The sequence below is a fragment of the Jeotgalicoccus aerolatus genome (genome assembly GCF_014635205.1).
Classification (GTDB): domain Bacteria; phylum Bacillota; class Bacilli; order Staphylococcales; family Salinicoccaceae; genus Jeotgalicoccus; species Jeotgalicoccus aerolatus.
Genome location: NZ_BMCN01000001.1, coordinates 1,047,879 through 1,060,967 on the forward strand (window position 1 = coordinate 1,047,879; position 13,089 = coordinate 1,060,967).

The following is a 13,089-nucleotide window of genomic DNA, read 5'->3' on the forward strand; positions in this document are numbered from 1 at the left end:
ATTAAATGCGTTGTTAATTTTCCTAAATGAAAAAATCATTGTATAATAAAGACAATCATTCACCGGTCAGGAGGCGCACTATGTTCATAGATTTTTTACTTAATATCGCATTGATCATCAGCGGTATCTACCTCTTTTACCGTATTCAGTTTTTCGAAGATAAAAAGATTGTGGAAACAGGTCTCTTTCAATCGTTACTGATGACAACTCTATCAATTTTATCACTGCTGGTCCCGTTCAGCACGTCACAAGGAGAATTTGCGCTGTACTTCATTCCTCTCCTGATATTGGCTGCCTATAATGCCTTTTATTACGGACTGATTTCAGCAGTTGTCGTTTACTTTTTTTATCATTTTATTTTTGATCACAGCATTGCGACTTACATTGTGTTTATCGTACTCTACATGCTGTATTTAATGGCTGTGCCTTTTATACGCAAAATTACACATATCAAACTGGTGGCCGTGAATATAATATTTACGTCGCTCTATATGATTATAGTGAACCAGTTCTTTTACAATATATCATTAATGACGGGTATAATACTACTCGTGGTCACATCTCTCATTATATTTGTGGCTCATATGATGTACGAAGATATCAATACGATCTACAAATTAAATAAAAGAATCGACGACGATGAGTTTATCGACTACTTGACTCAGCTCGGCAATGTTAAAATGCTCGACAAATATGTCGATGAACATTTTGAAAACGATGATACTTTAAGTCTGCTGCTGATCGACATCGACAGTTTTAAAAACTATAATGACAAGCACAGTTATGACTCCGGCGATAAAATTATCAGCCAGATGGCTTCGCTATTAAAAAATTACGTCCCGACCGGCGGTCATTTATTTAGAAACAGCGGCGAAGAGTTCGCCATGATTATTCCAAATCTGTCTTTCGATAAAACCGTCCGTCTCGGCGAAGCAATTCGCAACAGTGTGGAATATTCAAAATTCCACATCAATGAAATTGACACAGTGAATGTAACTGTATCAATTGGCGCCGGTTATAAAAGTACAACGGGCGCAACGAAACGCGATCTGGTCAAAGAAGCTGAAAGCGCACTGTTTGAAGCCAAAAAAATGGGACAAAACAGAGTCATGTTTGCCCCAATCGGATAATAAAAAAACGAGCCTGCGCTCGTTTTTTTTAATCTTCTACACTCGCAAGTGTAGTCAATGTAATTTTTCCGTGTGAATCATGCCATTTTACTTTTCCGCCGGAGAAATAAAATGCCTGCGGTGATTCATGTTTTATGTCGTAAGATTCTGAAATGTAGTTTGACAGTTCCCGATGATCCTGAACGATTAAATAATAACCATCCATATCTCTTTCGTAGTGGAACTTTTGAAATTCTTCAAATGCCGAAGCAGATATCGGGCATGTATTACTGTGTTTTAGAAAATAGAATTCAGATTTATTTTTAACTAGATTTTGAAATGCATCTATACTGGTGATTTTAGTTAACATTTCATCACACCTTTCATTAACTTTATATAATTTATCACTTATTTAAAAATTTAGCAAATCGGCATTATGACATATGATATAATGCAACTGTACTGGAGGATGAATTATGACTAAAAAATTAAAGCGCTGGACGTTTCTCGATTCACTGAACGCGATTCTTTTTATCGTCGTCGTTCTGTTCTTTTTAGATTTTGAGAACAACAACTTAATGTCCTGGATTCTGCTCGCAGTTTTTGCTTTTTGGCTCATTACTGTTATTTTAAGAAATGTAATGATTTCCAAAATCGAAAAAGATCCGAAGCATCCATTGCATAACATACAGACCGGTAAAAATAACCCCGGCGAAGTAAAAAAATGAGACTCTAGCGAGCCTCATTTTTTTTAGTTTCGAGCGTTTCCTGATATTGTTCATCGAGCGTCGAAGCTGTTTCTACGAGCGGCAGTAAATTCTCCAGCGAGATTTCCTGCAGGTTTTCAACCGATGCCATCACATTTTTACGCTCTTCAAAATACGTCCGGTAATTATAATACATTTCCAGCGATATCGTCCGGGCTCTCGTTGCCTTATCCGTCGATAAGTTCAGTGCGTTCAGTGCACCGATCTGCTCATCGATTAAAGGCAGCAGAATATCATTGGCATACTGTTCTTTTTCTTCTGCACTTTTTTCTTTATGAAATACTGTCGAATGCTCGTCCAGCGCTTCGCTGTTATCATTAAGCACTTCGATTAAACGATTCATTTCCTCAATTTCTTCATCACTTTCCGCCGATTCTATAATATCGTCACGTTCTTCCTGATGCGTAATAAAAGACTGGCTCAGCGTGACCAGCTGTGAATTCGAATCGATAGATAAAACATAAGAATTTAAAAATGATGACATTTGCGCTGCGAAATCTTTTTTAACACTGACGCTCTCCTGCATAATGCTGTGCAGTTCCTCAACTTCCGGATTATCCACTTCCACCTTATCGATTTCCGCTTCTAAATCTTCCGCAATCGGCAAGAGCGTTTCATCCACTTCAGTCTGCAGCTGCTGGAGATATTCCAGATTTTCTTCTTCATCGCCGTAATACATGGCCTGAAGTTTATCAAAATCCATTTCATTAATCGTTTCATTATAATCATTATTTAAATCGGTGAGCGCCGCTGTACTTTCTTCATAAGTATGTAAATCAGCTTCCAAATCATCCCCGCAGCCCGCAAGTATAAGGACCAGGATAAACACCGGATATATTATCAGCGATCTGACATTCATATAAGAACCTCGCTTTATGAATATTTTTGATTCTTTTAATACGGTATATTATATCATAAATTATCTGAGTTTAAATTTATCCTCTTTTAAACTATAATGTAAAGTAAGTATGATTTGAGAGGAAAATTGAATTGACTAATATACAGCTTGAGCAAGAGCTTGAAAACTTATTAACTTCATCGATTGTTAAGACCGATGAACCATTATATAAATATACTTATACTGAAACAGGCGGTCCTGCCGACATATATGTGGAAGCCGGTACAATCGAGGATACTGCCGAAGTGATCCGCTTTGGGAAAACGCATAATATTTCCGTCACTTATCTCGGTAACGGATCGAATATTATTATTAGAGACGGCGGCATCCGCGGCATTGTGGTCAGTCTTTTAAACTTAAATAATATTTCGGTCAACGGCAATACACTCGTTGCTGAAAGCGGCGCGGCAATTATCGATGCATCTCAGACAGCTTTGAAGCATCACTTGTCGGGACTCGAATTCGCTTGCGGCATTCCGGGTTCAGTCGGCGGTGCAGTTTATATGAACGCAGGCGCCTACGGCGGCGAAGTGAAAGACTGTTTAAAACACGTCACTGCCATTAACGAATACGGCGACTTCGTTAACCTGACACTGGAAGAACTGGAACTCGGCTACCGCACCAGTCGTGTACAGACAGAACATCTCGTTGTCGTATCTGCTGAGTTTGAACTCTCGGCGGATAAAAATCACGAAGATATTAAAGCTGTGATGGATGACTTAACAGAAAAACGCGAATCCAAACAGCCATTAGAATACCCGTCATGCGGCAGTGTCTTTCAGCGTCCGCCCGGTAATTTCGCAGGCAAGCTGATTCAGGACGCCGGCCTTCAAGGCCACCGCATCGGCGGCGTTGAAGTATCGAAAAAACACGCCGGATTTATGGTCAATGTCGACGGCGGAACAGCTGGAGATTACGAAGCACTCATTCACTTCGTTCAGGATACAGTCCAGGAAAAATACGGCGTTGTCCTGCACCGGGAAGTCCGAATTATCGGCGATCATTTAGAAGGTTAAATAATATATAGGCAGCGAACGCGATGGCGTTCGCTGTTTTTGTTTTTAGGGGTTTTATCATGTCTGGTCGGACAATCAGCTCCCCTCATTGGCCGAGTAAGCGCCCTGGTCGGACAATCAGCTTCCCTCATTGGCCGGGTAAGCAAGGCACGCCCCCCGACCCTAACCAACAAAAAAACCGAAAACCCATATGGGTTTTCGGTCCGTAATCTTATATCATATTAAATATTATTATTCTGCTGTTGCGCCCTCTACGGCAGCATCGAGTTCTTCAATCTGACTCATTGCTGTTAAGTAACCGCCTGCGTTTAAGTACCAGTTCTGAGGGTTTAATTCATAAACGTTGTCGTTTTCAATCGCGTCAACGCCTGAAGTTACTTCATTAACTAATACGTCTGTTGATGTTGCTTCGCCTTCAGATACTGCAGCACCGCGGTCCATTAATAGAATAAGTGCCGGGTTAGTTTCTGCGATAAATTCGTAACTGATTTCATTACCGTGGTTATCAGTATTTTCTTCTGCTTCTTCCTGCTCACCGGCAGATGTGAAACCGAAGTCGTTATATAAGAAGTCATAACGTCCGCCAACACCGTGGAATGATAAGTTACCGCCGTTAGTTTGTACGAATAGCATCGGTAATTCTGCAGCTGTAACTTTTTCGTTCACTTCTGCAAGTTTCGCATCCATTTCATCGACAAGTTCTTGAGCTTCATCTTGTTTATCGTACATTTCACCGATAAACATCGTCATTTCTTTAACGTCTTCAAAGTAGTTTGAGTTGTCTGCTGCAACGTGAATAATTTCAGCGTTTGGCGCTGCTTTTTCAAGCTCGCTGATCACTGCTGAGTTTGACTGGCGTCCGTGAATCATAATGATTTCAGGGTCCAGCGCTGCTAATGCTTCGTAATCAGGCTCTTTTAAGCCGCCAAGGTTAACGTAGTCTTCAGATTCATATGTATCTGCAATCGTGTCACCTAATGAAGCATTGTTTTCACCTTTTGGCAGTCCCATAATATTTTCTTCCAAACCAAGTGCTTTAAATGTAGATGCTACCCCAAGGTCAAATATAACAACTTTGTCCGAGTTTTTAGGCAGTTCAACTGTTTCATCAATTTGTGTTGCTTCGCCTTCTTCGCCGCGTTCACCGGACCCGATTTCGAATTGGTTTTCATAAGCAATTGTTTCTGCAGATTCTGAAGCTTCTTCGTCTTCAGCAGTCTCTTCTTCTGCTGATTCTTCCGATGCCGCTTCTTCTGATGCACCTTCTTCTTCAGTTGCTGTTTCTTCTTCTGAACCGCCGCTACAAGCAGCCAATACTAAAATAATTGCCATAGTGAGCATTAAGTATAATTTTTTAAATTCCATTTCACGTTCTCCTCTTAAATGTTTTTTCAGCCCCCGCTAAAAAATACTTCGCTACTTACTGAACACATTCGAAACCGCGTCTTCACCTCCTTTAATGACAAGACAATTTATGCGTTGCCGATTAAATAGTTCGCTGCGAGTTCTGTCGAGTCTCCTTCAATTACCCCATCGAAGTAGAAACAGATTCTGTGTCCGCATATTGATTCAATATTGATTTCCATTTCATAAATGCCTTCGAGTACTTCTTTTGTAATAACTTCATTCGCAGTACCGCTGATGGCAATTTTGCCGTCTTTTAAAGCGACGATATTATCTGAGTAACACGATGCAAAGTTAATATCATGAATAACGATAATAATCGTTTTATTTTTGTCCCGGCACAGTCTGCGTAAAATCTGCATGATCTGTACAGAGTGTTTCATATCCAGGTTGTTCAGCGGTTCATCAAGGAAAATATATTCCGTGTCTTGTGCAATCGTCATTGCAATATACGCGCGCTGACGCTGACCGCCGGATAATTCATCGATATAACGGTCTTCAAACTCTTTCATTCCCATATAATTAATTGCTTCATCGATAATTTCTTCATCGCGGTCAGTCAATCTGCCTTTTGAATACGGGAAACGGCCGAACGAGATTAACTCTCTGACTGTAATTTTCAATTCCAGATGGTTGGCCTGTTTCAAGATCGTAATTTTCTTGGCGAGTTCACCATGCGGCTGAGTGAAAATGTTGTCGCCTTCTAATAAAACTTCTCCGCTATTTTTATCGAGTAAACGTGTAATCATTGAAATAACTGTACTTTTACCAGCACCGTTCGGACCGATAAGTGAAGTAATCTTACCTTTTTCTATATCAATTGAAACGTCATCAACGACGGTTTTACTGCCGTATTTTTTAGTGATTCCCTTGACACTAATCATGTACGATTCCTCCTAAGCATTAAGTAGATGAAATAAATTCCGCCTACTAAGTTTATGATAACACTTAATTCAATGTTATTCCCAAAAACGAACTGAACGATCATCTGGCCGATAATCAGTGTAATAATACTGATTAAAGCTGTACCGAGCAGTAAGTACGAGTGTCTGAACGTTTTTAAAAGCTCGTGGGCCAGGTTAACGACCAGCAGTCCCAGGAACATAATCGGTCCGACAAGCGCTGTCGACACAGATACCAGCACCGCGATAATAATAAGCAGGTACGACACTTTACGATCGTAATTAATACCGAGATTCAAGGCGTGATCGCGGCCGAGCGACAGAACATCCAGTGCGTGAAAGTCTTTGAAAACAAGTATCAGCATCAGCACGACAATTATTCCAGTAATACCGAGCAGCGATTCATCGATTGCATTAAATGAACCGAATAAGGTGCCCTGTAAAATCGAGAAATCTTCCGGACTGATTAAAATCTGCATGAATGTCGATAAATTTCCGAAAAATGTACCTAATATAATCCCGATTAAAAGCAGCAGGAAAATGTTATTATTCGTAATTTTAAACAGAAATTTAAAGACAAATAAAGTAAACAGAACGAGTATACCCATACTTAAAAAGTAGTTATACTGCGTATTTAATAAGAGCGGCGAGCTCACACCGGCTACAAAAACAATTGCAGTCTGGATAAAGGTATAGACCGAATCCAGCCCCATAATGGACGGTGTTAGAATTCTGTTTTTAACGATAGTCTGAAAGATTACGGTGGATACCGCAATAGCTACTGCAACTAAAACAATTGCCAAAATACGTTTAATTCGCGACGGCAGCTGATAAAAATATATGTCAGGGTTTAAGTCGTACAGCATATAAAATGCGATAAATCCGACTGACAAAATTGACAGCAATATAATCATTTTTGTGTTCTTATGCATTCTTAACCCTCCTGAAAATGAGGAATAAGAATAAGGCGCTGCCGATTGTTGCAATCATCAGACCGACAGATATTTCATAAGGCGCGATGATTACGCGGCCGAGAATATCGCAAATCATAACAAAAATCGCACCGGTGACTGCTGTCACTGTCAGTGTGCCTTTTAAATGATCTCCCCGGAATATCGAGACGATATTCGGCACGATCAAGCCGAGAAACGGCAGCATCCCCACTGAAACAACGACAATAGCTGTCATTGCTGCTGTTAAAAACAGTCCGATATTGACGATTAACTTATAATTCATACCGAGGTTTTTCGAGAAGTCTTCACCCATGCCTGCAACTGTAAATTGTGCAGCATAGAGAAAGACGATGATAAACAGCGGAATACTGATATATAAAATTTCATATTTACCGGAAATTAAAGTTGAAAAACTCCCGTGCATCCAGCCCGAAATAGCCTGGAGCATATCCGCTCTCAAAGCTAAAAACGTTGATACACTTCCGATGACACCGCCGAGCATTAAACCAATCAGCGGTACAAATATGACATCTTTAAATTTAATACGCGTAATAATGCTCATGAACAGCATTGTTCCGAGCAAGGCTAAAGCAACTGCGAAAAATAATCTGCCCATCATGCTGATCGCCGGGAAAAAGATTAACCCGAGCAAGATACCAAGCTGTGCCCATTCTGTTGTTCCTGCTGTTGTTGGAGATACAAACTTGTTTCTTGTCAGCTGCTGCATAACGAGACCGCAGACTGCAAGTGACGCACCTGCAATAATAATGGAAACTGTCCGCGGCAGGCGGCTGTGTATAAGTATGGACATTTGGTTTTCAGATAAACTGAAAATGTCCGTAATATGTATTTGACTGACTCCGACTAACATAGAAATCATTGATAAGACGATCAGTAGGAAAATTAATACATCTAATCTGAATAACTTTTGAATCATTGCTTTCCCACCTTAATTGAAAATGATTATCAGTGATAACCATATCTGTATTATACACCGGCATAATTTACAATTCAAACCCTTTATGTATATCAATTTCTTATTATAAAAATAAGCTGCCTCTGCAGGCAGCTCTGTGTCTATTTTAACTGATAATAATGGTCTCACCTGTAGGTATATCTTTATCGTGATCTAAAATTGCTTTAATTTTTCGAATGGCTTTTTGATTCGCACGTTCTTCTTCCGTCGTTTTATAAGTCGGACGGTAGCTGAGTGCGTACACGTCGACATCTTCACGGCGCAATTCAACAGATGTTGAGTGCGTCAGCGCTTCAATCGCGCCGGTCACCGTATAGTATAAATTTCGCTCGAATACTTCTTCAAATGCCGGTTCAATTACATTAATAATTTTAGCATCGTTCTCTACTTTCAGTAAAGGACGCAGGGTGCGAATCCCGAGATACGTTCCCCAGACGTGTTCATACATTACTTCGCTGAACTCATTGAAGCTGACATTGTAAACTGTTTTATCGTCTGTAAATATTGAATGCACTAAAATAATACCATTCAATGAATCATAGTTTTCTTCAATTTCTTCAACGATGTCCAGCCAGTCAATTTCTTTTGACTGTTCCAGCATAACTATTTTATGCTGGCCAGAAGTTTCAGAAAGTGAATCGTATACCTCTTCAAGTTCGCTGTATTCAAGGCCTGCAAGTATGATATTCGCATTACTCTCAGCCAATTCCAGCACAGTTTCTCTTCCAAGTAACGTCGCTGCGCCTGATACGATATAAGTTTTGCCTGTTAAATCCATAATATCCTCCTAGAACTGACCATAGTGTTATTACTATAATAATACACTATTACTCAACAGTCACGGCTTCTTCAGGCATTGTATGCAGCTGATAAGCATCAACGTGCGCAATGACAGAATAGTCTCCAGGTTCGTCAAATGTATATTCAAGTGTGTATTCACCGTTCTCTTTGTGCTCTGTTTCGATCATATCAAGTGATTCATCTCCAGACAGCACTTCAAACATTACCTGGTCTGCATCAGTGACATCCTCTTCGTTTGAAGTAACGTGTGCTGTAAACTCAGCCGGCTCACCTGCCTGAATGCTTTCAGGTGTTTGCAGATCGACTTCAAGTGATCTCACTTCATCGCTTGACGGGTTGTCATGATCCATGTCGCTGTGGTCTTCTTCACCATTAGAACATGCAGCAAGCGTCAGGCCTGACAGCAATACTAAAGATAAAATACCTGATTTAAATTTCATTATTTTCTCTCCAATTCAAATAATTTCATATATCTATCATACATTAACCGTTCCTGCCTTTAAATTACAGGAAGTGACATTTCTATGACTAGGCTGATAAAAACCGCCGGCACATAAAAAAACATACGCCAGTTCCTCGGCTGTTCCGGGAGTCTGGCGTACGGGTCTGTGACTGTTATTTATTCATCAAAAATAAAATCATCATCAGTAATCGGTTCGACGTTTAAGGCAAGAACATAGCCGTCACCTTTAACACTGAAAAAGTCGTGGTTTTTAGTCGTTGTATCCAAAGCATTTTCGATAATCGGATTGAAGCCTTTTTCTTCGAAATAAGGTTCGAAGCCGAGATTAGCTAATGCTTTATTGGCGTTGTACTGAAGATAGTTCAGCACGTCGTCAGTCAGACCGAGTTTATCATATAAATCTTTAGTATAAATGACTTCGTTATCATAGAGTTCTTTTAGCAGTGTATACATTTCTTTGTCTGCACGTTCCTGCTCTTCAGCAGTCAGTTCTGCTTTAAGAACCTGTGCATCAAGTCCGGTAAAGACACCGTGAATCGATTCGTCTAAAAGAATCTTGCGGATAATTTCCCCGCTTGTCGTCATACGGCCGTTGCCCGCTAAATACAACGGATAATAGAAGCCTGAATAGAATAAGAATGACTCTAAAAATACAGACGATACACGTGCCATATACTGATCGTAGACTGACGGGTTTTTATCGAGCAGTTTGTAATAGTTCGTCACTATTTTGTCTGCTTTATATTTCAGCTGTTCATTCTGGATTACCCAGTTATCGAGCAAATCATCCGTTTCTTTAGTCGGCAGCAGTGTCGTAAAGATGTGCGAGTATGATTTTGCGTGAACCTGCTCCATCATACCCATGAATGAGTAAACTGCTTTTTTTCTGAGATCCTGAGTATGCAGCATAATTAACGGCATGCCGTCATCTGCCTGGTGTGTGTCCAGTCCTGTCAGGCCAGCCAATACTTTCTTGAAAGTATCTTTCTCATCGTCGGACAGACCTGCCCATGACGATAAATCTTTTGACACTTTAAACTCTGTCTCGACCCACATCTGAGAGATGTTTTGGCGCCAGAAGACATTAGTCATGTCATCTTCTTTGTTCCAGTTAACTGCAATCATTGTTTAATCTCCTTTATACTGCACAGCTCGTACATTCTTCAACACTGAGTAATTTATTTCTAGTATAGTACAGTGATTTTAATCCTTTGTGATGTGCGTAAATATAATATTTCGCTAATTCTCTCGTAGAAATTTCCGAGTTTACATATAGAATTGTGCTGATGCCCTGGTCGATGTGCTGCTGAATTGTAGCAATCATATCAATCAGTTTCATCTGATCTGTGTTGAAGGCACTCTTGTAGTACCACATTGTCTCTTTAGACAGGAACGGCATCGGGTAGAATGTTTCCGAGTTGCCGTATGTTCTTCTTTCAATCGTATCGACAATCGGCATCACTGAGCTCGTTGCGTTTTGCACGTAAGAAATACTCTGCGTCGGTGCAATCGCTAGACGGTAAGCATGATACAGTCCGTTTGTTTCAACTTTCTGCTGCAGCTCCGCCCAGTCTTCTTTAGTCGGAACGTGAATATGTTCAAACAGTTCGGCAACCTTTTCGAATTCAGGTTTAATATCTTCTGCTGTATAGCGTTCGAAGTATTTGCCTGTCGCATAGTCTGAACGTTCGAAATCTTTAAAGGTCACACCGCGTTCTTTAGCAATTTCCATAGATTTTTCAATTGAGTGGAAGTTCAGCATCATAAAGAAGATATTCGCGAAGTCTCTCGCTTCAGCTGATTCATAAGAAATTTTGTTCTTAGCAAGATAACCGTGCAGGTTCATCGCGCCAAGACCGACAGAATGCAGTTCATCGTTTGCCTTTTTAACACCTGGTGCATTGGCAATTGCCGTATCATCGCTGACCAGTGTTAACGCTGCAATACCTTCGTGAACTGTTTCTTTCACTTTCCCTGAGTCCATTACGTTAGCAATATTCATAGAACCGAGGTTACATGAAATATCACGCTTAATAACATCATCCACACCATAATCGTTAATTTCAGAAGTTTCCTGAAGCTGGAAAATCTCAGTACATAAGTTACTGATTTTAATTTCACCGATATCGCCTAATGGGTGTACTTTGTTGGCATTATCTTTAAACATTAAGTATGGATAACCTGACTGCAGCTGAGTTTGTGCGATTGTATTTAACATATCGCGCGCATCATATTCACGTTTTTTAACGTTGTCGTTTTCGACAAGCTGATCGTACATTTCATCCATATCCATATCGTCAAGCGCAACGCCGTATTCACGTTCTACCGTATGCGGGGCAAACAGATTAAACGGTTTGTTGTCGCGTGCCAGTTCAAAGAATTTAGACGGTACAACAAGACCTGTTGAAATTGTAGACAGGCGAATATCTTCATCCGCGTTTACTTTTTTAGTATCCAGGAATTCTGGTAAATCGTAGTGGAAAATATTTAAATATACCGCTCCGGCACCCGGGCGCTGACCGAGCTGGTCCGCATAGCTGAATCCGCCTTCGAGTGATTTCGCTACTGGAAGCACACCTTTTGCCACGCCTTCGATGCCTTTAATTGCTTCACCGCGTGCGCGCAATTTAGATAAGTTAATCGCGACACCGCCGCCGATTTTACTTAGCTGTTTAGCAGTTGAGTCAATATAATTAATCGAGTTTAATGAGTCGTCAACTTCGAGTAGGAAACAAGACACCATTTCACCGCGTCGCGCACGGCCTGCATTTAAGAAAGTCGGCGTTGCCGGCTGGTAACGCTGTTCCATCATAGAAGTAATAAAACGCTTCGCTGTCTCAGTATTGCCTTTAGAAAGGTAGAGACTGACGATGACGACGTGCTGTCTGTAATCTTCTAAGTATTGTTTTTTATCGTTTGTTTTTAAAGTGTAATCTTTAAAGAATTTACTTGCTGCCATGTAACTCTTGAAATTAAATTCAATTGAATTTGCATGATCGATAATGTCCTGAAGTGCTGCTTCGCTGTATTCCTGGAACACATCGTAGTAAAAATCGTTGTCTACGAGGTAGTGCAGTCTTTCCAGTTCAGTGTTGAAGTGAATTGTCTTCGATTCAACTTCCTCCATAAATACATCGAGTGCTTCAAGATCTTTTTCTAGTTTATAAAAACCGGTTTCGTCGCGCTGCGTGACTTCGTTATTCAGTTCAACGTGATTATAAGTTTTTTCATCTAATACTTTCATGCAATTCCCCTGCCTTTTCTAATTCAGCTTTAAATTGTTCTCGTTCTGCCGGTGAACCGTGCAGTTCAAATTTCATTAAAAGCGGTACACTGTAATCATTGCTGATAAACTCTCCCGCCCGGGCAAAATTCTGACCCCAGTTGCGGTTGCCGCTGGAAGCGACTGCATGCATATTGCTCGAATTGACCTGCAGAAAATTTTTAACAATATCCGGTACTGCCCCGAACCCGTAGGTCGGTGTCACCAGAATAAAATCATCATCGATTTTATCTCTGACATTTGCCGGAGTAATTTGATATAATTCAAAGGTGTCCGGAATGTCCATACTTTTTAAGAAACGACGGATATTACCTGTCATTGAATAATAAACAATTAACATTTTGTCATCTCCTTTCAGCATATCACAAACAGAACGTATGTTCTATAATGAAGCTTATCTTCTTATTTTTTTATACTTTTTTGTATATACCACTACATATAGTGCTTTACTATATTATTCAACACAATATATATGGTTTAACATGTTCTATATTCTCATATTAGAAAGTGATTAGCA

Annotated in this window: 14 protein-coding genes; 3 read left to right on the forward strand and 11 right to left on the reverse strand. The window is 40.2% G+C overall.

Annotated features, from left to right (window positions below):
• The first annotated feature begins 80 nt into the window (after positions 1-80).
• Positions 81-1,130 (forward strand): GGDEF domain-containing protein, encoded by a 1,050-nt coding sequence (locus IEU81_RS05310; protein ID WP_092596998.1) that lies wholly within the window; start codon positions 81-83, stop codon positions 1,128-1,130.
• A gap of 28 nt (positions 1,131-1,158) precedes the next feature.
• Here the strand turns inward: IEU81_RS05310 and ytxJ are convergent, their stop codons facing one another.
• Positions 1,159-1,479, reverse strand: coding sequence for a bacillithiol system redox-active protein YtxJ (gene ytxJ / locus IEU81_RS05315; protein WP_092596994.1), 321 nt, complete (start codon positions 1,477-1,479; stop codon positions 1,159-1,161).
• Positions 1,480-1,585: 106 nt separating this feature from the next.
• On the opposite strand from ytxJ, the gene IEU81_RS05320 reads away from it, so the two are divergent.
• A complete protein-coding gene (locus IEU81_RS05320) occupies positions 1,586-1,837 on the forward strand; it encodes a hypothetical protein (protein ID WP_231957180.1) in 252 nt (83 codons plus the stop codon).
• 4 nt (positions 1,838-1,841) lie between these two features.
• Here the strand turns inward: IEU81_RS05320 and IEU81_RS05325 are convergent, their stop codons facing one another.
• Positions 1,842-2,735 carry an EMYY motif lipoprotein gene (locus IEU81_RS05325; RefSeq protein ID WP_092596988.1) on the reverse strand — a complete coding sequence of 298 codons (894 nt, stop codon included), beginning with the start codon at positions 2,733-2,735 and terminating at the stop codon, positions 1,842-1,844.
• A 131-nt stretch (positions 2,736-2,866) separates the two neighbouring features.
• On the opposite strand from IEU81_RS05325, the gene murB reads away from it, so the two are divergent.
• Positions 2,867-3,790, forward strand: coding sequence for a UDP-N-acetylmuramate dehydrogenase (gene murB / locus IEU81_RS05330; RefSeq protein ID WP_186090587.1), 924 nt, complete (start codon positions 2,867-2,869; stop codon positions 3,788-3,790).
• 231 nt (positions 3,791-4,021) lie between these two features.
• Here the strand turns inward: murB and IEU81_RS05335 are convergent, their stop codons facing one another.
• The 9 genes from IEU81_RS05335 to nrdI all read right to left on the reverse strand — a co-directional run bounded on the left by IEU81_RS05335 (position 4,022) and on the right by nrdI (position 12,912).
• On the reverse strand, positions 4,022-5,155 hold the full coding sequence (locus IEU81_RS05335) for a siderophore ABC transporter substrate-binding protein (protein WP_186090588.1): 1,134 nt from the start codon (positions 5,153-5,155) through the stop codon (positions 4,022-4,024).
• Positions 5,156-5,262: 107 nt separating this feature from the next.
• Positions 5,263-6,078 carry an iron ABC transporter ATP-binding protein gene (locus tag IEU81_RS05340; RefSeq protein ID WP_186090590.1) on the reverse strand — a complete coding sequence of 272 codons (816 nt, stop codon included), beginning with the start codon at positions 6,076-6,078 and terminating at the stop codon, positions 5,263-5,265.
• Positions 6,075-7,028 carry an iron chelate uptake ABC transporter family permease subunit gene (locus IEU81_RS05345; RefSeq protein ID WP_092596979.1) on the reverse strand — a complete coding sequence of 318 codons (954 nt, stop codon included), beginning with the start codon at positions 7,026-7,028 and terminating at the stop codon, positions 6,075-6,077. Before IEU81_RS05345 ends, IEU81_RS05340 begins: the two co-directional genes overlap by 4 nt.
• Positions 7,021-7,986, reverse strand: a complete 966-nt coding sequence (locus IEU81_RS05350) for an ABC transporter permease (RefSeq protein ID WP_186090592.1) — start codon at positions 7,984-7,986, stop codon at positions 7,021-7,023. Before IEU81_RS05350 ends, IEU81_RS05345 begins: the two co-directional genes overlap by 8 nt.
• A 145-nt stretch (positions 7,987-8,131) precedes the next feature.
• Positions 8,132-8,803 carry an SDR family NAD(P)-dependent oxidoreductase gene (locus tag IEU81_RS05355; protein WP_092596974.1) on the reverse strand — a complete coding sequence of 224 codons (672 nt, stop codon included), beginning with the start codon at positions 8,801-8,803 and terminating at the stop codon, positions 8,132-8,134.
• A gap of 49 nt (positions 8,804-8,852) precedes the next feature.
• Positions 8,853-9,266 (reverse strand): FixH family protein, encoded by a 414-nt coding sequence (locus tag IEU81_RS05360; protein WP_186090594.1) that lies wholly within the window; start codon positions 9,264-9,266, stop codon positions 8,853-8,855.
• Positions 9,267-9,445: 179 nt separating this feature from the next.
• Positions 9,446-10,414 (reverse strand): class 1b ribonucleoside-diphosphate reductase subunit beta, encoded by a 969-nt coding sequence (gene nrdF, locus IEU81_RS05365; protein WP_092596968.1) that lies wholly within the window; start codon positions 10,412-10,414, stop codon positions 9,446-9,448.
• Between the two features lie 13 nt (positions 10,415-10,427).
• Positions 10,428-12,533, reverse strand: a complete 2,106-nt coding sequence (nrdE, locus tag IEU81_RS05370) for a class 1b ribonucleoside-diphosphate reductase subunit alpha (protein ID WP_092596965.1) — start codon at positions 12,531-12,533, stop codon at positions 10,428-10,430.
• Entirely contained in the window at positions 12,517-12,912 is a 396-nt protein-coding gene (gene nrdI, locus IEU81_RS05375; protein ID WP_092596962.1) for a class Ib ribonucleoside-diphosphate reductase assembly flavoprotein NrdI, read from the reverse strand. The genes nrdE and nrdI overlap by 17 nt, the downstream gene beginning before the upstream one ends.
• Positions 12,913-13,089: the final 177 nt, after the last annotated feature.